Annotated in this window: 16 protein-coding genes; 10 read left to right on the plus strand and 6 right to left on the minus strand. The window is 50.1% G+C overall.

Going from position 1 to position 21,026, the window contains the following annotated elements; genetic code table 11:
• The first annotated feature begins 59 nt into the window (after window positions 1–59).
• The 8 genes from BP71_RS25015 to BP71_RS25050 all read left to right on the plus strand — a co-directional run bounded on the left by BP71_RS25015 (window position 60) and on the right by BP71_RS25050 (window position 11,651).
• Window positions 60–1,889: a sodium:solute symporter family protein gene (locus BP71_RS25015; RefSeq protein ID WP_496384314.1), complete on the plus strand. Its 1,830-nt coding sequence runs from the start codon at window positions 60–62 to the stop codon at window positions 1,887–1,889.
• 28 nt (window positions 1,890–1,917) lie between these two features.
• Window positions 1,918–3,126 carry a glycoside hydrolase family 130 protein gene (locus BP71_RS25020; protein ID WP_496384315.1) on the plus strand — a complete coding sequence of 403 codons (1,209 nt, stop codon included), beginning with the start codon at window positions 1,918–1,920 and terminating at the stop codon, window positions 3,124–3,126.
• Between the two features lie 328 nt (window positions 3,127–3,454).
• Entirely contained in the window at window positions 3,455–6,619 is a 3,165-nt protein-coding gene (locus tag BP71_RS25025; RefSeq protein ID WP_496384316.1) for a SusC/RagA family TonB-linked outer membrane protein, read from the plus strand.
• Window positions 6,620–6,629: 10 nt separating this feature from the next.
• Window positions 6,630–8,228 (plus strand): SusD/RagB family nutrient-binding outer membrane lipoprotein, encoded by a 1,599-nt coding sequence (locus BP71_RS25030; protein WP_496384317.1) that lies wholly within the window; start codon window positions 6,630–6,632, stop codon window positions 8,226–8,228.
• Between the two features lie 107 nt (window positions 8,229–8,335).
• Window positions 8,336–8,851: a cupin domain-containing protein gene (locus BP71_RS25035; RefSeq protein ID WP_496384318.1), complete on the plus strand. Its 516-nt coding sequence runs from the start codon at window positions 8,336–8,338 to the stop codon at window positions 8,849–8,851.
• A 75-nt stretch (window positions 8,852–8,926) separates the two neighbouring features.
• Entirely contained in the window at window positions 8,927–9,829 is a 903-nt protein-coding gene (locus BP71_RS25040) for a DUF72 domain-containing protein (RefSeq protein WP_496384319.1), read from the plus strand.
• Window positions 9,830–10,063: 234 nt separating this feature from the next.
• Window positions 10,064–10,519 (plus strand): GNAT family N-acetyltransferase, encoded by a 456-nt coding sequence (locus tag BP71_RS25045; protein ID WP_496384320.1) that lies wholly within the window; start codon window positions 10,064–10,066, stop codon window positions 10,517–10,519.
• A 25-nt stretch (window positions 10,520–10,544) separates the two neighbouring features.
• Window positions 10,545–11,651: an AI-2E family transporter gene (locus tag BP71_RS25050; RefSeq protein WP_496384321.1), complete on the plus strand. Its 1,107-nt coding sequence runs from the start codon at window positions 10,545–10,547 to the stop codon at window positions 11,649–11,651.
• Window positions 11,652–11,688: 37 nt separating this feature from the next.
• On the opposite strand, the gene BP71_RS25055 is transcribed toward BP71_RS25050, so the two are convergent.
• From BP71_RS25055 to pdxR, 4 genes are all read right to left on the minus strand, one after another.
• The gene (locus BP71_RS25055; protein WP_496384322.1) at window positions 11,689–12,990 is read right to left on the minus strand and encodes an ABC1 kinase family protein; all 1,302 of its coding nucleotides are present in this window, start codon (window positions 12,988–12,990) and stop codon (window positions 11,689–11,691) included.
• A 3-nt stretch (window positions 12,991–12,993) separates the two neighbouring features.
• The gene (locus BP71_RS25060; RefSeq protein WP_496384323.1) at window positions 12,994–13,668 is read right to left on the minus strand and encodes a TetR family transcriptional regulator C-terminal domain-containing protein; all 675 of its coding nucleotides are present in this window, start codon (window positions 13,666–13,668) and stop codon (window positions 12,994–12,996) included.
• Window positions 13,669–13,816: 148 nt separating this feature from the next.
• A complete protein-coding gene (locus BP71_RS25065) occupies window positions 13,817–15,169 on the minus strand; it encodes a D-arabinono-1,4-lactone oxidase (RefSeq protein ID WP_496384324.1) in 1,353 nt (450 codons plus the stop codon).
• 81 nt (window positions 15,170–15,250) lie between these two features.
• The gene (gene pdxR, locus BP71_RS25070) at window positions 15,251–16,738 is read right to left on the minus strand and encodes a MocR-like pyridoxine biosynthesis transcription factor PdxR (protein WP_496384800.1); all 1,488 of its coding nucleotides are present in this window, start codon (window positions 16,736–16,738) and stop codon (window positions 15,251–15,253) included.
• A 118-nt stretch (window positions 16,739–16,856) separates the two neighbouring features.
• Between pdxR and BP71_RS25075 the strand changes: the two genes are divergently transcribed.
• Window positions 16,857–18,815, plus strand: a complete 1,959-nt coding sequence (locus BP71_RS25075; protein ID WP_496384325.1) for a TonB-dependent receptor plug domain-containing protein — start codon at window positions 16,857–16,859, stop codon at window positions 18,813–18,815.
• Between the two features lie 166 nt (window positions 18,816–18,981).
• Window positions 18,982–19,644 carry an alpha/beta fold hydrolase gene (locus BP71_RS25080; protein ID WP_496384326.1) on the plus strand — a complete coding sequence of 221 codons (663 nt, stop codon included), beginning with the start codon at window positions 18,982–18,984 and terminating at the stop codon, window positions 19,642–19,644.
• Here BP71_RS25080 and BP71_RS25085 read toward each other — a convergent pair.
• Together BP71_RS25085 and BP71_RS25090 are read right to left on the minus strand one after the other, a co-directional pair.
• Window positions 19,619–20,608, minus strand: coding sequence for an NAD(P)H-quinone oxidoreductase (locus BP71_RS25085; RefSeq protein ID WP_496384327.1), 990 nt, complete (start codon window positions 20,606–20,608; stop codon window positions 19,619–19,621). The two genes, BP71_RS25080 and BP71_RS25085, sit on opposite strands and share 26 nt — an antisense overlap.
• Window positions 20,609–20,621: 13 nt before the next feature.
• Window positions 20,622–20,993, minus strand: coding sequence for a YccF domain-containing protein (locus BP71_RS25090; RefSeq protein ID WP_496384328.1), 372 nt, complete (start codon window positions 20,991–20,993; stop codon window positions 20,622–20,624).
• Window positions 20,994–21,026 lie beyond the last annotated feature (33 nt).

A 21,026-nucleotide genomic window follows, 5' to 3' on the forward strand; every position in this document is an offset into this window, starting at 1 on the left:
CGAGCCTGCCAGCTGCCATCCGCCTCGGACATGTGTAAACTGAACTTGCAGGTTCGCCCATGAAGATCAAGGCGATCGACCTCCTCGTCATACTGCTCTATCTGGCGGCGGTCATGTTTATTGGGATATACCTGAAAAAACAAGCCGCCAGAAGTAAAAACGACTATCTCCTGGGCGGCAAGTCTATGCCGTTCTGGATGCTGGGCATTTCCAATGCATCGGGGATGTTCGACCTTTCGGGTACGGCATGGATGGTCGCCATTATGTTTGTCTATGGTGTAAAAAGCGTTTGGCTACCCTGGCTGTGGCCGGTTTTCAACCAGGTATTTATGATGATCTACCTATCGTTATGGCTGCGAAGATCCAATGCCGCCACCGGGGCGGAGTGGATGTTGTTCCGCTTCGGAGAGCGTAATGACGCGGGGCTTGCCCATAAGATCATCATCATTTTTGCGTTGCTGAGCTGCCTGAGCTTTATGGTTTATGGTTTCACCGGATTAGGCAAGTTTATCGAAATCTTCATCCCCTGGAAGCTCATCAGTCCATTCGTACCTTTTACATTGCCCGCAGGCCATATCGCCCATTTCTATGGAGTGATTTTTACGTTATTTACCGCCTGCTATGCACTACTGGGAGGAATGAAGAGTATCGTCTGGGCTGACATGCTGCATTACTTCATTATGACGATCGTTTGCATATCGGTTGCGGCAATGGCCTATACAGCTCTTCCGGGCACGGGTTATTTACCCGTACCTGCGGGTTGGACGGACCTGTTTTTCGGCAAAGATCTTGATCTCGACTGGAATGAACGCCTGCCTGCCGCTGCTGCCAAATTGCGTGAAGATCGTTTTTCCCCATTCAGCTATTTTTTTGTGCTAATGGCCGCCAAAGGAATCCTTGCAAGCCTCGCCGGGCCAGCTCCCAATTATGACATGCAGAAAATACTATCCGCCCGATCTCCACGGGAAGCCGCTCTGATGAGTATGATCGTCAATATCGTCCTGTTGCCGACCCGGTACTTGTTCATTACCGGCATTACAGTGCTCGGTTTGTTATACTTTCAAAATCTGGATATAGCTACGCCATCAGGAACCGACTTTGAACGACTCCTTCCGGCAGTCCTGAATACCTACATCCCGTCCGGTTTACTGGGTTTGGTATTAGTAAGCCTGATGGGCGCCTTCATGGGTACTTTCGCCGGCACTTTCAATGCGGCACAGGCATATTTTGTCAATGACATTTATCTCAAATCCATCCGCCCTCAGGCCAGCAGCAGGCAGATCAGCCAGGTGAGTTATACAACCGGCCTCATTATCGTCTTCGTTAGTATTTTGATGGGCTTATTTGCCAGGGATGTAAACAGCACCCTCCAATGGATCGTGTCAGCTTTATATGGCGGCTATATTGCTTCTAATGTACTCAAATGGTACTGGTGGCGTTTCAATAGTTCAGGTTTCTTCTGGGGAATGTTATCCGGCATCATTTGTGCATTATTATGCCCTTACCTCTTCCAGGGCACCCTCCCGCTGTATTATTTCCCACTCATACTCATGATTTCATTGCTCGGTGCGGTGATCGGTTCGCTGGCTACACCCCCTACCGATATGGCTGTGCTAAAAGTATTTTATAAAAACGTCAATCCCTGGGGATTCTGGGCTCCTGTGAGGCGGGAAGTGCAGAGAGAAGAGCCTCTGTTTATCCCAAACCGGCATTTTCACAGAGACCTTGCCAATGTTGGCGTCGGAATCGTAGCCCAGACTGCCATTACCTTGATCCCGGTTTTTCTTGTTCTGAAAATGTCCGGCCAAACATGGGCAGCCTCCGCGGTATTTGTGGTATCAACAGCGGTTCTTTGGAAGACCTGGTATAAAAACCTGCCGGGAGAATAAGCATATCAACAAACCTGAATAACAAGGCATGACCATCTTTGAAGAGCGCTTTCAGCAAATCAAAAGTAAAAAGCAGAGGCTATTTGAAACGCCCAACGAGAAGCTGAGAACCGGCGACGGCATTTGTGACCGCTACCGGTCTCCGGTTCTCACAGCTGCCCATATTCCTCTCTTCTGGGAATATGACCTGAATCCCCGCAGCAATCCGTTTTTGATGAAAAGATTTGGTATCAACGCGGTTTTCAATGCCGGTGCCATGAAGCTGGATGGTAAGTATCTGCTGGTGGCGCGGGTTGAGGGGTACGACCGTAAATCCTTTTTTGCAGTCGCCGAGAGCCCCACAGGCACAGACCAATTCCGGTTCTGGGACTATCCGCTGGTGATGCCCGAAACCTCCGAGCCGGATACCAATATCTACGACATGAGGCTCACCAGGCATGAGGATGGGTGGATCTACGGACTTTTCTGCACCGAACGCCAGGATCTTTCTGCCGGAATCAGTAATGAATCTCAGGCGATAGCGCAATGCGGAATCGCCCGCACGCGGGACCTCGTGACCTGGCACCGCCTTTCCGACCTGAAAACGAAATCACCCCAACAGCGGAATGTGGTATTGCATCCTGAGTTTATCGATAATCAATACGCATTTTATACCCGCCCGCAAGACTCATTCATCGAAGCCGGGTTGGGTGGAGGCATCGGATTAGGCCTTTCGGCTTGTATCGAGAATGCGGAATTGACGGAGGAAGTGATCATAGACCCCAAAAAGTATCATACAGTCTACGAATCAAAGAACGGACAGGGGCCGGCGCCGATCAGAACCCGGCTGGGATGGCTCCATCTCGCACATGGGGTCAGGCATACAGCCGCAGGTCTTCGCTATGTACTCTATCTGTTTCTCACCGACCCCGATCGTCCCGGTACCGTCACGCATAAACCGGCGGGTTACCTGCTCGCACCGCAAGGCGGAGAACGAACTGGCGACGTTGCGAACGTGCTTTTCTCGAATGGATGGATACTCGACGATGACGGCACTGTTTTTATCTATTATGGCTCCTCCGACACCCGCCTGCACGTGGCAACCTCTTCGGTAGAACGCCTTCTGGATTACGTTGTCAATACCGCTCCGGACGGCTTTACTTCGGCTGCATCCAGAAGTACCTTGACCCGGCTCATCGATCAGAATCTGGCATTTATTGCTCCCAACCTTCCCAAGGAGGAATCCCTGCTCCGATAGTAGCAGTCTCGCCCATGCGTATACACATCATCGGCATCGTTTCGCACTCCTGGCCCTCAGAGTAATTGAGATTAAACCGATGCATTGCAGCCGCGTATTCAAAATGAAACTATTGAAGTAAATAATCCTATCCAATAGTGAAATAACTTTAATTCCATTGTTAAAAAAGTGTTAAAAATGTGTTATTTTTAGATAAAAAAGCACTATATAAGTATGGAGTCTACGGCGGTATATTTGACCCAATTTTAGCATATACATTCTTGATGTAAGTATTCCATTTAACCTATCAGAAGTACGTAACTGTATGAAAAAAAATCTACTAGTTAAAATGCTGATACTGTTCACTGTACTCTCCTTTAAGGGGTATGCGCAGGAGATGACGGTATCCGGGAAAGTGAGCGATGCCACCGGCGGTGAGATTGCCGGTGTGAACGTCGTCGTAAAAGGTACCACCAGAGGTACAACCACCAACGACAAGGGTGAATATAGTATTACAGCAGATAAGGGTAAGACTCTAACGTTCAGCTATATCGGTTATGTAACAAAAGAAGTGGTTGTGGCTAATGCTACCACCATCAACATTTCACTGGCCGCAGAAGCCACCGCACTGAATGAAGTGGTCGTAACTGCATTGGGTATCAGCCGTGAAAAACGGTCGCTGGCATATTCTATCACGGAAGTATCCGGTACAAACATGACAGCCGCCCGCGAGGCCAACCTCGGGAATGCGCTCGCCGGACGTGTAGCGGGGGTTAATGTGAGCAAAATTGCTTCCGGGCCGGCAGGTTCGTCCCGTGTGATCATCCGAGGTAACAAATCTCTTCAGGGAGGAAACCAACCGCTGTACGTAATCGACGGTATACCGATGGATAACAACAACTTCGGCCAGGCCGGCCTCTGGGGCGGTTCCGACGAAGGGGATGGTCTTTCGAGTATCAACCCGGATGACATCGAGTCGGTGACGGTACTGAAAGGTGCTAATGCAGCAGCACTTTATGGTTCACGCGCTGCCTACGGCGTTATCAACGTCACTACCAAGCGCGGAACCAAAAGAAAAGGCATTGGTATCGAATTCGGTTCGAACTATGTTCTTGAGAAATTCAACGACCTCTCGGACCTCCAACATTCGTACGGCAGTGGTTCTTATGTGAATGGCGTAGCTTCTAAACCCGCCAATCAAACACAAGCCTACGAATGGGGCGACGACTCATGGGGGCCGAAATACGATAACAGCCAATATGTAGGCTTCGACGGCAAAATGCGTCCTTATGCGTATCAGGGCGACAATTTCTCCCGCTTTTATAAAACAGGTCACGCATTTACCAACAACCTTGCATTGTCGGGCGGCAACGAAACCCAAAACTTCCGGGCATCGGTTACCAATCTGAACAGCACAACCATTATCCCTAATTCGGGTTATGACAGGATCAACCTTTCGCTATCGACCAATGCCAAATTCGGCAAAAGGCTGACATTGGATGCGAAAGTCCTCTATTCAGAAGAAAAAGCTAAAAACCGTCCGAACGTGTCCGATTCCCCCGGTAACGCGATCCAGTCGCTGTGGCGCACTCCCGGCAGCTATAATGTGCTTGACTATTATGGTGACCCCAACAAACCAGGTGCGATTCCAACAGGAACCGACGCGAACAGCCTGAGTATTTTCGGCAAGCAGGTAGGGGAAGAATACCAGCAAGCCAGCAACAACTGGGGCCAGAACCCTTACTGGGTAACGCATCAGTTCATTAAAACCGACAAAAAGAACCGGTTTATCACTTCCGGCGCATTGAAATACCAGCTTACCGACTGGCTGTACATCTCAGGACGTGTTGGCCTCGACAAATACCAACGTCGCGCTGAAGGGCTCACTCCTGAAGGAACAGGTTATCAGCGTGGTGGTGCGCGGAGCATGGGAACCTGGAACGTCCAGGAAATCAATGCCGAATATATGATAGGAGTTAACAAAGATTTCGGAAAAATCGGTATTAATGCGTTTGCCGGCGGTAACCGCATGAGACGGAAATACGACTACGTGAACGCTTATGGTAATGGCTTCAACGTTCAATTCTTCCCTGCTTTAAACAACGTAAAAGGTAAATCGTGGGATTACGATTTCAAAGAGAAAGGGATTAACTCATTGCTGGGGTCCGCGGAGATTTCTTACGACGGTTTTCTCTATCTTAACGCAACCGCCCGCAATGACTGGTTCTCTGTTTTGAATCCCGAAAGTAACAGTACACTATATCCGTCAATCGGAACCAGTTTCGTATTCTCCGATGCTTTTAAAGGCCTCCCTTCCTGGCTATCCTATGGTAAAGTGCGCGCTTCCTGGGCGCAGGTTGGTAATGCCTCCAACGACGAATATTCAACCAATCTGACCTACTCGCTCAATGGCAATCCGCACCTGGGTTATCCGATGGCGTCATTCTCACAAGCGATGGGTAATGGGGGGACCATTCCGAATCCGAACCTGAAACCGTTCACGGTAACCGAAAAAGAGTTCGGGATCGACTTCCGTCTCTTTAATAACAAAGTCGCCGTGGATTTCACTTACTACGATCAGCAGACTACAGACGACATCCTTAGCGCGACCATCTCCAAAGCGACGGGCTTCGAGAAAACGTATGTAAACCTTGGTAAACTGCAAAACAGGGGCATCGAATTGTTGCTTACAGTAACTCCCGTCAAAAGCAGCACACTTAACTGGGATGTCAGTTTGAACCTTGCCAAAAACAACAATAAAGTAAAAGCGCTGATCGAAGGCAACAATGAGCTTGTAATGGATGAACCGCGTACACGTAACTCTTACGTCAAAAACATTGTAGGCCAACCCTTTGGCATGATCACCGGTCGGGTGCAGAAAATGTCCCCGGATGGCCAGCCCGTGTTTTACAACGACGGCCGCCCTGTCGGATCAAGCGGGTATGAAATCATTGGTAATGGTATCGCCAAGCTTACCGGCGGTCTGACCAACGCATTCAATTACAAAGGCATTGATCTTTCTTTCCTGGTCGACTTCAAATGGGGCGGCGATATCCTCTCGGGTACCAACATGCGCCTGACCCAATGGGGTGTGAGCAAACAATCGCTGCAAGGAAGAGAAGGCGAAGCACCTTTGACCGTAACAGGGGTAACACAGGAGGGCACCGAATACAAACCTTTCACCAAAACCCTGTCACCGCGTGAGGCTTATGACTACTGGCAATCCGTTGGCGGTGAAGCTGACGCTGTAACGCCCATGTTCCTTTATGATGCTTCGTTCATCAAGTTGAGGCAGTTAACATTAGGGTACTCAGTTCCGAGAAAACTGCTTGAAAAAACTCCGTTGCAAAGCCTGAGCGTTTCATTCGTCGGACGAAACCTGGCTATCCTGTTTAAAAACATCGATAACGTAGATCCGGAATCCACCTACTCAAACGGAAACTCACAGGGCTTCGACTACTTTGGTTTCCCTTCTACACGCAGTTACGGTTTCAACTTGAGAGCAACATTCTAATTATCCTGACATGAAAAATTTGACTAAATACTTAAAATATAGTTTGGCGATAATGTTGGCGACGGGTTGCGACACGCAGGAGCTTCACGACCTGAACATCAACCCGCAGGCACTGAACCAGGTAAATCTGAATCTGATATTCACCTCGGCCGAACTGGGTATCGCCTCCAACGGTACATCCGGCGACAATCGCTATATCGACTGGCGCACCAACATAGGCATGTGCGCCTACGCAATCCAGCAACTCGCCAATGCGGGTGGTGGTATCGCTCCCGGCGACAAATACACGGTGAATGCCGAAACCAATGCAGCACCTTTTGATTTTACCTACAATGACCAGCTGAAAAACCTCGCCGAAATCCTGAAACAATCGGGACCGGGTGGATTCGGGGAAGGTAAATACCTGAATATGCGCCAGGCTGCCCGCATTCTTCGTGCATTCAGCTTTGCCCGCCTCACCGACTTCTACGGCAACATTCCTTATTCCGAGGCCAACAAAGGCACAGAGGGCATTTTCTTTCCCAAATACGATTCGCAGGATGCCGTATATGCCGATTTGCTGAAAGAACTGGACGAAGCTTCCTCAACGCTGAGCACATCCAATGCGGACGAGGGCTTTGCCGCTGCTGACTTCATTTACAAAGGCGATATCGCGAAGTGGAAGAAATTCGGTTATTCGCTGATGCTCCGCCTTGCCATGCGTATTTCCAATGTGGATGCTGCCAAAGCGGCAACTTACGTCACTAAGGCAGCGGCAGGCGGTGTATTTGCCAGCAATGCGGATAACGTCTGGGTGGCAATGGCCGACGGCCCGGGCGAGTGGACCAACCAGAATGGAATCTCCCGCGCATTCGATCCGGGCGACGGCGGACAGCCTGCCTACCTGAGCGCTACGCTGGTCAACTTTCTGAAGGGTAAGAATACAAGCAGTGTGGCCGACGATGACCCCCGACTGATGATCATCAGCGGAGGTATCGGCGATTGGACTGCCGCCGGCTACACACCGATTACCACCGATCCCCTGAAACAGAAAGGTATGCCGAACGGATACGACCAGCCCATGCTGGACAAGCTGGAAGGCCAGGCTGTGATATTGCCCAAAACCTATTCCCGCATCAACGTAAAAATGTTACAGGATTCCGATCCTTATATGATCATGAACTACGGCGAAGTAGAATTGCTGCTGGCAGAAGCAATTGAAAGGAAAATCGGAAGCGGTATTTCCGGAACAGCCAAGTCGCATTATGACGCGGGCGTGAAGGCTTCCATGCAAATGTACACGCCTTACGACGCCTCGCTGACCGTGTCCGATGCAGCCGTAACCGCATACCTGGCCACCTATCCTTACGGCACCGCCAAGCCAGCCCTGGAAATGATCGGCGAACAGATGTGGGTAAACAAATTCTTCAACTGGTGGGAGGCCTGGAGCGATTGGCGCAGGACCGGCTTCCCTAAACTAACAGCAACCAATTACCCTGGAAATGTAACTAACGGAACCATTCCCGTAAGACTCCGCTATCCGACCAATGAAGTGGCAGGCAATCCGAACTATCAGACAGGTGCGACATTGCCCGACGATTTCACCACCAAAGTATGGTGGGATAAATAGTATAAATTAGTAGATATAATTCAAAAGGTGTCCTGAATATTTTGGGGCATCTTTTTGTTTTTTATCCTAATTTTGAAATTCACCTGATTCACTAATAATTCCGGATTATGATACAATCGTTCGCCGCCACGGCAGATAAAAGCGTCGTTTTTGAGAAAGTACAAGAGTTTATCGATGAGCAAGGATTCACGGTCGTAAGTAAAGATCAGTCCCGTCCGTGGGGTGGTTTTTTTGTATTGGATGAAAGCCAGGCCCCTCAATTTATCTCGACTTTTTTCCCTCACCTCTCTCTGGCCGATTTCGCGGGCTACGAAAAGCTGAGCCCTAAAATCCTGGTTGTGGCACCTAACAAGCGCCTATCCTGGCAGTACCACCACCGCCGTGCGGAAATATGGAAAGTAATCGGAGGCAATGCAGGCATTGTGATCAGCGATACCGACGAAGAAACAGCATTGCAACAGTTGCCCATCGGAACGGTTGTCAATCTCAAAAAGGGCGAAAGACACCGTCTCGTGGGAGTCGATGAATGGGGCTTTGTGGCTGAAATATGGCAGCATACCGACCCTTCCAACCCATCCGACGAGGACGATATCGTACGGGTTCAAGACGATTTCGGGAGATAATCCCTTACAAATCCGGCGGACAAACAGGACTGCCGGGTTTTTGCAATAGCATCATCCATTCTAAATTAGCCAGTTATGAAATTCGGAAAAGTTGATAACCCTGAGGATGTAGATTTCAAACTACCCGCGGACGCCAATTCCAACAAAAAGCTTCTGAACGACGCCAAATCAGCCGGAAAGCCTGAGATCTACATTGGATGTGCAAAGTGGAACAAGACCGATCTTAAAGGGTTTTATCCAAAAGGTACCAAAGACGAACTGGCTTACTATGCAACCCAGTTCAACAGTATAGAGCTGAATGCCACTTTTTACAATAACTTCCCGGTTGAAACCATTGAAAGCTGGTATGCTAAGACGCCGGCAGGTTTCAAATTTTTTCCGAAACTTCACCAGGGGATCAGCCACTGGAAACGTCTGAAAGATGCCAAGGAACCAACAGACATTTACCTCGACGGCATCGCCCACTTACAGGACAAACTCGGTATGTTGTTCCTGCAAATGCCCGACAACTTCGGCCCCAAGAACTGGGAAATACTGAAAAACTATCTCGAAGAGTGGCCATCTGGCTTCCCGCTGGCATTGGAGCTCCGGCACACCGGGTGGTACGACGGCAGCTGGAATACCGAAGAGCTTTACTCGGTTCTGGAAAAGAAAAACATCACGCACATTGTCACCGATTCGGCTGGCCGCCGCGATCTGCTGCATATGCGGCTCACCACGCCCGTCGCATTCATACGCTATAATGGCGCCAATGTGGATTCGGATTATACCAGGCTGGACGATTGGTTCGATCGTATGAAATTATGGGTGGAAGAAGGTATCCAAAAGATCTACTTTTTCGTGCACCAGAACCACGAGGAAGCATCACCGCTACTCTCGTCATACCTGATCCAGAGATTCAACAGCGAACTGAATATGGGTTTACAGGTCCCCTATGACCCAAGAACAGCAAACGGGCAGACGCCCTTGTTTAAATAACTCAGAAGGCGGGCCGCAATGCTCGCCTTCGTTTTAAGGTTCCCGGGCTTACTCAGACCAACCCGCTGCACCCCGCTCCGGGAATCTCATCTCTACTCTCAAACTATTCGTTACAGCTAATTTGCCTCGGCCTACATTCTGATATTAAGCCCAATAAGCTAAAAGGTACTCCTCATTAATATTGGTGCAATACAGGTTATCAGGCAGTACATTCGCAATTTAAATACATTGGAAATGCCCCATATCATCCGCACCCACAGTGAAAACTCCGATTTCCAGCGCCTCGCCGATGAACTGGATACCGAACTCTGCCGCATTTACAATACCCGCAAAGAAGACTACGAAGAATACAACCATATTACCGGTTTACCGACGGTTTTGATAGCTTATGAAAACGGCGCTGCCGTCGCATGTGGTTGTTTCAAAGCCCACGACGCGCAAACCATCGAGCTGAAAAGGATGTTCGTACAGCCCGCATTTCGTGGTAATGGCTTTGCATTGGCTATTGCCGGGGAATTGGAACAATGGGGAAAAGAATTGGGATACCAGTCGGCCATTCTGGAAACCGGCAACGGGCAACCGGAGGCCATCGCCATGTACCGGAAGCTGGGTTACTCGGATATTCCTCATTTCGGGGAGTTTCCGGAGGAATCGCGGAGTATTTGTTTGGGAAAAGTAATTAACCATTAGAGTTGTAAAGTCTTCAAACGTCAATATGAATACCGTCACCCCACCCTTCTATCAAAAACTCTCATTAACACTCCTCGCCATCGGCCTCGTCATGCTGACGATCTACCTGGGCCAGGATATTATTGTTCCGCTGGCGTTGGCAGGATTGATTGCCGTACTGCTCAGACCACTGGAGGGCTGGCTGATACGGCTCGGCGTACCTAAACTTATCGCTATCAGCATTGCTGTAACCCTTGCGGTTTTCCTGGTGTCGGCGGTCGCCGTTATCCTATCCATGCAGCTGGCCGACTTTTCGGATGAATGGCCCAGACTTAAGCGAAACATCGATCAGTTTTACCGGGACGCCCGCAGATGGATACGCCGTGAATACAGCGTCAGCTACCGGCAGCAGGCCGAGTACCTGAAAAATGCCCAGACCAAGACGCTCGAAACCTTTCAGGGACCGGAAACTTTAGGGGTCGTAACAGGGCCGCTCGGTACATTAATTCTCATCCCGATCTACGCCTTCCTGCTGCTGTATTATCGCGCCATGTTGCTGCATTTCACGGTGGTACTCTTCGCCGAAGAATACAAGGAAAAGGTGCTTGAAGTGATGGGTGAAATCAAATCGATCATCCAAAGCTATATGGTGGGGCTGCTGCTGGAAACCACGGCTGTGGCCGTTCTCAATTGCACTGGTCTGCTGATATTGAACGTACAGTACGCGCTGCTGCTGGGCATTATGGCCGCGATCCTGAACCTGGTTCCTTACATCGGCGGGCTCGTCGCGACCGCCCTGGCTGTGATGGTCACATTCATTAGCCATCCCGAACTGGATGTGATCCTGGGTGTGGTGGGGGTTTTTATTGCGGTGCAGGTAATCGATAACAATTTCCTCGTACCGTTCATTGTCGGCTCGAAGGTCAAAATCAACGCGCTGGTGTCGATTGTGGGGGTGTTGGTAGGCGGCGCATTGGCCGGCTTGTCGGGCATGTTTCTCTCTATCCCCGCCATTGCCATGATGAAAGTCGTCTTCGATCGCATCGACGGCCTGAAGCCCTGGGGAATCCTGCTGGGTGATCAGACACCCGAGCAAGCCAACAACAAGCTTTTCAGGTTTGTCAATTTGAAGAAACCGGATGCAGAAGAATAAGCGTAGGGGCTAATGGCTCCCCCTACGCGTTCAGGGTTTAGTTTACAAATTGTTTAGTATCCACCACCGCTTTCAAGTCATGCAATAGGCTGAATAGTCCGAAGAAAGTGCGATTGATGTAGATGAAATGCTTGGAACCACGGTTCATATTCATTTTCCGGAGTTCTTTGTCATTGGCGTATTTTTCACCTAGTGCAGCCAGTTTTAAGAAAAATCCCTCATCGGAAAAATCGAATGTCTCGGCCTGAAATGGCTGCGTGAGCAATGTGAGTATTTCCTTGAATAAGTTTGAAAAATACACAGTCTCCTCCCGTGTATCTTTGCTCGTCAGGATTTCCAGCTCTATGAGTTTGGCATGAAAAACAGCCGGATTGTTTAGGTTTTCAGGTTCTGCCAGCTCGAAATACGGAATGTAAAAATCCTCCGGAATCTCCTTGATACAGCCAAAATCGATGGCAATCAGGTTATCGCAGCTATCAATCAGAAAATTGCCTGGGTGCGGATCCGCATGTACCTTACGAAGCTGATGTACCTGAAACATATAGAAATCCCACAACGCCTGACCGATCTTGTTCGCCGTTTCCTGGTCGGGATTGGCCTTGCAAAATTCGGAAAGATGTTTGCCCGTCATCCAGTCCATCGTAATCACGCGTTCGCTTGAAAATTCAGGATAATATTTGGGAAAACGCAGATTCGGAATGTGCGCGCAGGCTTCCGCAATTTCCGTACTCTGAGCGATTTCGAGAATATAGTTTGTCTCTTCCGTCAGCTTGGTTTCCACCTCCTTGAAGTACTTATCCGAATCCCTGGCCTGGATATTGAACATTTTCATGGCGATAGGCTTCACCAGCGCGAGGTCGGACGAAATGCTTTCGGCAACACCCGGGTACTGGATCTTGACCGCCAGGTCCTTACCATTGGCCGTAGCCTGGTGCACTTGTCCGATACTGGCCGCATTGATCGCATTCGGGTTAAACGTATCAAAAAGCTCCAATGGCGATTTGCCGAAGTATCTCCTGAAAGTCTTGACCACCAACGGAGCGGAAAGTGGCGGTACTGAAAACTGCGACAGGGAGAATTTCTCCACGTAAGCTTGCGGGAGGAAGTTTTTCTCCATACTTAGCATCTGCGCCAGCTTCAACGCGCTGCCTTTCAGGTTTTTGAGCCCGTCATAAATATCCTCCGCATTATTGTTATTGAGGTTGTCGCGAGCACTTTCCGGGTTCGTGATTTTCTCGCCATAGTACTTCAGGTAATTACCCCCGATCTTAACGCCGGTCGAGATCAACCGCGTTGCACGCTGTATTTTCGAAGTAGGTATGCTATCGATGGTCTCCATTCTCTACTTCAATTTTTCTTTAATGAGAAACTTGCCGAAATCGATCACGCTTTCCAATGGCGTGGTATCGATGAGGTCGAACGTGGCGCGGATCGATTTTTCGATAAACAGATCTGTTTTTTCAAAACCGACCGACTCATCGTCAAGCCAGAATTTCAAAGTAACCATCAATTGAATCCAGGCCCCCTCTTCCAACGCTTCCTGCTGCGCCTGCCGGATACGTTCGCTTTTCGCTTTGAGGTAACCTTCGCTGATGCTTTTGATAAAACTCTTGAATGCCGATCTGAATTCCTTCAATTTCAGGATACCGTTCAGCCTGTTTTTTTCTTCTTTCAGTGCAAAAACCACATAGCTGCGATTTGCTGTAAGAATCTCGAAATAAGTGTAATAGTAAGTCAGCAACTTGTCGCGGAAACCGAGATCTCCTGTGTCGCCGCTTTGCGCAATGAGAGCGACAGCGAACTGATGAAAGCTCACAAAAACCTGCTTTTCCAGCGAATCGATAGAGGTAAAAAACTGATAGAAGTCCTTTTCAACCATTCCGTTCTGTTTGCAGAACAGGTACACCGACTCGGGTTTTTTGTGGTTTTCGAGGCAGTAATGCATATAAAGCTCCGTGATCTTGTCAGCCGTCAGCTCACGTGCGGGAGCGGGAATCTCTTTTGTTTTGGCAGCCATCAGCAATATTGGGTTAACGATGGAAGATGATCTTACCATTTCACAACAAAATAAGCGCCCTGAATCATTCATTCAGAGCGCTTATTTTTCGGCCATTGCCTGTGTAGGAGACGGAGTTGTTGGTGTTACCCCAATAACCGTGCTGAGTTTACGCTTTAAATACGTTTAAATTCAGAAACGCATTCCGGAACTTACCAGTCGGATCCAGTTCACGCGCCAGTTCTCTGAATTCCGGCAGCTTTTCATAACGCTTTTCCAGCAAACCAGGCGCTACGGTAAAGAGCTTGCCCCAGTGTGGCCTCACGTTGAACGGCGCCAGCTCTTTTTCGATCACCGGCAACAGTTTGCTTACTGCCGGCCAGTCCTGCTTCCAGGTAAAATGGATCGCCACCGAATCCTGTTTATAGCACGGGCTCAGCCAGAGATTATCCGCCGCAATCGTGCGGATTTCGGAGGTAAACAAATGCGGGCTGATTTGGCTTCCCATTTTTGAGATAGCCAGAATTGCATCCACCGCATTCCTGCGTGGCACGAAATACTCCGATTGCAGTTCCTTACCGCTGCTCGGCGTGAAACCCATTTTGAAGTGCGGCATGCGCTCATACCACGGACCCGGTACGCCCATTTGCTCCGTACAGTTTTCAGCGGAGAGCTCCGGGATCGGGTGCATGTTTTTGGTAGCCAGCTTCGCCCCGAAGAATTCCTTCTCCGGCAACGCTTTCAACGGCTTATTGCTATTAGTCTTGAATTTCACCCAAACCTCGGTAATGTCGTCGCTGGCCCAGTTGGTAAAAAGGCTTACACTATACCCGCTCGATTCGATCTCTTCAAAATGATCTTTCAACTGGCTCAATGGCAGGTTCTCATATACATACTGCCCCATCATGAATGTTGGCTGTATACGCAATGTCACCCTGGTCACGACACCCAGCGCCCCGAGGTGAACTACGGCCGCATTGAATTTTTCTTCGTCCTTTTCTTTGCTCAGTTTCATCACTGAGCCGTCTGCGACGACCAGTTCCATGGCTGTTACCGCCGCAGCCAGATTACCATTTTTATCACCCGACCCATGCGTCGCGGTGGCACAGGCACCCGCTACCGATATATGCGGCAGTGAAGCGAGGTTATGCAGTGCAAAGCCTTTTTGATGCAGATATGGACTCAGCTGACCATATTTCAGCCCACCGTTCACCGTAACCGTCTTATTTTTTGCGTCGATGGACATCACCTCCTCGGCACCTACCACGGAAATAAACTGGTCTTTCGTATCGGCTATGTCGTTGAAACAATGCCGTGTCCCCAGCACCTTCACTTTTCCGTACTTCCGGACCAGCCCCTGAACATCTTGCAGGTTGTTGGCCTGATCCAGGCGGTCGGTACTATATTCCAGATTGCCTGCCCAGTTTTTGAGCTTGTCGCCATGAGCCCAGCCGGCCAGCGGGGAAAGTAGGGGAGCCGTCATTAATGCGGATGAAAGTTTGATAAAAGTTCGTTTGTTCATGCGGTAGCCAGGTTGAAATGCACGAATAGGAATTTATCCCAAATTAATTGAATAAATCAGCATTCCAATCCCCACCAGGTGTCAGGCTGTTTTTTCCAACGCCGTTTTCAGAATATGTGCCGCCTCCCGCAATTCCTTTTCATCCAGGTTCCCGAAACCGAGCCGCATCGCACTGAGCCGTCCGGTCTGGAAAAGCAGGGTCTGGGGTAAATGCAGGTTGTCCCGCAGGCATTCCTTGCTCACACGCATGAGGTTAATGTCACGACGCCATTCTGTCCAGATCGCCAGCCCCCCCGGGGGTGCCTTAAAGGAAAGGTACGGGCTGAAATCGGTTTCCAGCAATTCCGTGAAGAGATCCCTCCGTTGGTGGTATACTTTCCGTGCCTTTTTTATGTGCCGCTGGATCTCTCCCTCGTCTAAAAGTTCTGCCAGCGCCTGTTCCATCATCAGGTCACCCTGCCGGTCGATGATCCTCCGCATTTTACCCAGTTCTCGGATCAGGTTTTCAGGTGCGACTAAATATCCTGACCGTAATCCGGGTGCCAGCGCCTTGCAAAATGATCCCACATACACCACCATCCCGGCCCCGTCCGCACTTGCAAGCGGCAGTACCGGACTACTGTTGTAATGAAAATCATAATCATGATCGTCTTCCAGGATAATAAAGCCGTATCTGACGGAGAGATTCAGCAATTCCATCCGCCGCTCCGCGCTCAGCGTGACGGTTGTAGGGTAGTGGTGATGCGGGGTAATGTAAAGCATCCGGATCGGCTTGCGCTCACAGAGCTGCCTCACCGCCTCTACCGAAATACCCTGCTCATCCACAGGTACCGAAAGGATGTTAGCTCCCGCCTGCTGGAAAATCATATTGGCAACATAATAGCTCAGGTCACCCACCACGACATTATCCCCCTTTTTCAGAAGCAATATAGAAGCGAGGTAGATCCCCATCTGAATGCCCCGCGTAGTCATGATGTTCTCTGTTCCGATGTGCAGCCCCCGCGTGTTATTCAGATAGGCCGCCAGCCGCTCCCGGAACCACACGTTGCCTTCCACATGCGAATAGCTGAGATACTTCCGGTTATTGTTTCGTCTCAAAACACTTGAATAAGCCTTGGCAAGCTTGTCCATGGGTGCAAGGCGCACGTCGGGCAGGCCGTCCGTAAATTCCAGGTCTACACGCGAAACCGACACCGGACGGTCGAGCAGCATGCTTTCTTCGAATGCAAATCCCGTTTCCCGCGGGTATTGTTTCAGATCGCTCACATTGGCAGGTAATGCATTGCCCAGGACTACCGGACTCTTCTTCGTCACGAATGTTCCCTTATTGGGCAGCATCTCGATCCAGCCCTGGGCATCGAGTTCATGGTAAGCAGCCACGACAGTCTTCCTGTGTACACCGAGCGTATCCGCAAGTGAGCGTGTACCAGGCAGTTGCACACCCGCCACGAGCACGCCGCGCTGAATCGCATTGATCATCTGATACGCAATTTGCAGGTACACAGGCGTGCCGGACATACGGTCCAGGAGGATCACATTTTTTAAAGGTATTTCAACCGGACTACTCATTATATTCAAACCGGAGCATATTAACGGGCCGGCAAGATAGTATTTTTGTAGCGTAAATAGCTATCGGCTCCCGGTAAAACGGGTTGTCATATTTTTTTAAGGATTTGAACTCCCTATTATGAGATTACATTACTTTGGCATTACTCTTCTACTGCTTTTCACCGGCACAATCGCATGGGCGCAGGACATATCCCTGGACCCGGTTACCATAACCTCATCCCTCGTTGAAAAAAGGGCCTCACAAACAGGCAGGAACATTGCAGTTATCAAAGGGGAATATTTTCAGGAATTACCGGTTCACAGCATCGACGACCTGCTGCGCTATGTTCCGGGCGTAGAAATACAGGCCCGCGGCCCCCAGGGTTCACAAAGCGATATCGTGTTGCGCGGCGGCACCTTCCAGCAGGTACTCGTGATCCTCGACGGTTTGAGACTCAACGACCCCAACACCGGACACTTTAACAGCTACATCCCCATTTCACCGGCAGAGATCGATCGCATTGAAGTGTTGAAAGGTGCGTCCTCTGCTATTTATGGTTCCGACGCCGTGGGTGGGGTCATTCATGTGATTTCCAGAACATTTGCGGCCCGCCAGCTAGCCGGTAATGCCGACGGAGCCGCCCCGATGCAGAAAACCCAGGTCAATGGAGGTATTACAGCAGGTGAATACGGATTGTTCAATGCCAATGTAGGGGCATTTGTGCAGCGGAACAAACTGGCGATTTCGGGTGGTTATCTGTCCAACAATGCGTCGGGAGTACAGCAGCGGGGTATTAAAGGCTATTTTCACAACAATACAGCTTCATTATCGCTGAATTACGCCTTTTCGCCTCATTGGAACTTGGCGGTACGCAGTTCGTACGACCACCGGGATTTTGCCGCGCAGAACTTTTATACCGTGCTGAAATCTGATACAGCGAGCGAAAAGGTTAAGACATCGTGGAACCAGGCCAAACTCAGCTATCAAAAGAACCATACGGCCCTCTCTATTGATGCGGGTTATAAATCAGTACAGGACAATTACCTGTTTAATCCGCATTCCATTGCCAACAGCAGCAAATCTCGGCTCTGGCAGGGGCTGGTTACCTTGCAGCAGGGAATAACCGCCAGCACCAGCCTGATCGCCGGTTTGAATTTCCAGCAGCGATACATTGCTTCCAATGACCGCGGTAACCATTCGCTGAACCAGCTGGCACCGTTCGTGTCGGTCGTGCAAAACATGGGTGAACATTTCACAGTAACACCGTCGGTTCGCATCGACTGGCGCGAAAGCATCGGGACCGAGGCTTCACCGCAGATCAACCTTTCCTATAAAAAGGCTGGCTGGCAATTGCGGGCAAGTGCCGGAAAAACGATCCGCGACGCTGATTTCACGGAACGCTTCAACAACTACGCCAAGAAACTGGTAACCGGCGGAAGTGTGGGGAACCCCGATCTGAAAGCCGAAAAATCGTTCAGTTATGAAGCCGGTGCCGACTGGTTCCTCACGGGCAGCAGCTCCTCGCAACTAAAAGTCTCGGGTACCTTTTTCCAGCGCCGTCAGAACAACCTGATCGACTACGTTACCACGCCCTACGCACAAATGCCGCGCAAGGATAACCTTTCTCCAACCGGCACTTTCGGCCTTGCATTGAATATCGCCGATGTGAACACGACCGGGTTCGAGCTGGATATCCAGTCGGCGAGCAAGATCAGCGACAAGCAAAAGTTGCTTCTCAATGCAGGCCTTACCTGGCTCGACAGCGATAACAAGAGCCAGATCCAGTCGTTCTATTTGTCGTCACATGCCAAATTCCTGGCCAATTTCTCCGCCATTTACCAGGTTTCAGGTTTCTCAGTGAGTTTGAACGGGTTGTACAAAGAGAGAGCAGAAAGGGAAGCATCGGCCATTGAAGCTTCGATCTCGAAAAATTACTTTATCCTCAATGCCAGGGCTGAATATGCGTTCCTGAATCGCCAACTGGCCGTATTCGTGCAAGCCGACAACGCGTTCGACAAGCAGTACAGCGATATCCTGGGCTCGGTCATGCCGGGACGCTGGCTTATGGGCGGATTGCGGTTCAACTTTACAAAATAGCGCCCATCTTATTTTACAGGAGTTCGTATATTAGGAGTGAACAATACATGTTATGCTTTCGGATATCCGTAACTCCTGTTTTTTATTGCTAATACGCTTTGCAATAGCCGGTGAGCCGGCCGCAGCCGGGACGCAGCCGACCGCTTTGAATCCTCCACCCAAAACGATGAACGTCTACTTTATCAGCGGGCTCGGCGCCGACGAACGTGTTTTCTCCAAATTGAAATTAGATCCCAGGTTAAATGTCAAGCACATTAAATGGGTCAGGCCGTTGAAGAAAGAGTCGTTACAGCACTATGCCGCCCGTTTGAGTAAGCAGATAGACACCTCCCGGCCCTTTCAGCTGGTAGGTCTTTCATTTGGAGGGGTAATTGCCTCGGAAATCGCCGATATTGCCTGTCCGCAACAGGTTACGCTCATTTCGAGCATGTCAACGGGCGTCCCGCTTTCAAAGTTTTATCAATTAATGATCAGGTTTCTGCTGATGTCGCCACTTTCGGCACCGCTGCTGAAATCGGCCAACCGCATTACCTATGGTTATTTCGGAGCCGATACGCCGGAGCTGAAAAAGCTGCTCAAAAAAATCCTGCACGATACCGACAGCAAGTTTTTAAAATGGGCCCTGATCCGCATGAGTGGCTGGGACCGGAAGGAGCGGATCGAAAACGTATTCCACATTCACGGCACTGCCGACAGACTCATACCGATCGTGATTGTAAAGCCGGATATCATTATCGAAGGTGGCGGGCATCTGATGGTCTATGCTCAGGCCGACCAGATATCCAAAATTCTCAACCACCGGCTTACGGCCATTCATTCTGCAGAATGATCTTGCCGATATGGTCACTGCTCTCCATTAACGCGTGCGCCCGGCCCGCTTCTGTCAAGGGAAAGACCGCAGCGATCACGGGTTTGAAACTTCCATTTTCCAGGACCGGCCACACAAACTCCCGAATTTCGGTGGCGAGCGCTGTCTTGAATGTATGGTCGCGGTTTCGCAGCGTACTGCCCGTAACCGTCAGCCGCTTGCGCATAATCAGCCCGAAATCCGCCTCGTCCGGGCCTTTAACTTTCCCTCCCCTCATGGTGTTGATGAAAACGAGTCGGCCTTCCTCACGAAGCAGACGCAGGTTTTTCGGGATATAGTCCCCGCCGATCATGTCGAGAATCACATCAGCGCCAAGCTCCCTTAGCCGATCTTCGAAATCCGAGATTTGATAATTAATACTAATGTCAGCTCCTAACGCATCGCACGCAGCACATTTTGCATCCGAACCAGCCGTTGTAAAAACCCTCGCGCCAAATGCTTTTGCCAATTGTATCGCAGTGATACCGATCCCGCTGCTGCCACCATGCACCAGGAAGTGCTCTCCGGCCTGAAGCCGGCCTCTTTGAAACACATTATGCCAGACTGTGAATACAGTCTCCGGCAACGAGGCGGCCTGAACAAAGTCGAAACCCTGGGGTAATGGCAGGCAATGTCCCTCGTGTGCGAGTGCGTATTCCGCGTATCCGCCGCCTGCGAGCAAGGCGCATACCCGATCTCCAGGTTTCCATGTCGTCACCTGTGACCCAACCTGCCTGATGATCCCGGCAACTTCCAGGCCCGGAATATCCTGTGGCGCACCAGCCGGAGGCGGATAATTACCTTTACGCTGGAACACGTCGGGGCGGTTGACCCCTGCGGCATACACTTTGATCAATACTTCCGTGCCGGCGGGCTCCGGCATTTCACGATCTGTCGGTTGCAACACGTCCGGTGCGCCCGGCTGGGTGATCACGATGGCTTTCATGAAAATTGATCGTTTATGAATAGATTTCCTTGCCGAAAGGAGTAAAGGAAAGGCTCATCAGCTTGAAATGCTGTTTGGCAAAGGGTAAGCCAATAATGGTAATGGCCAGAAGGATCCCGAAAATCAAATGAGTGAGTGCGATCCAGATGCCGCCCATCACGATCCAGATGATGTTGAAAATGGTGGATAAGCAACCTGTGTTACCGGGCACTTCCCGCACATGCTGCCCAAACGGGAACAGCGTCATCAGACCAATCTTGAAACATTGGATGCCGAAGGGGATCCCTATGATGGTCACGCAAAGCGCAAGGCCGCACAGCATGTATTCAAGAAAGACGATGAATCCGCCAAAAATAAGCCAGATGATGTTTCCGATAAGGTTCATGGAGCGTTCTGTTTTAGAGTTCCGGAGTAACTT

Source organism: Dyadobacter ginsengisoli DSM 21015 (assembly GCF_059568735.1).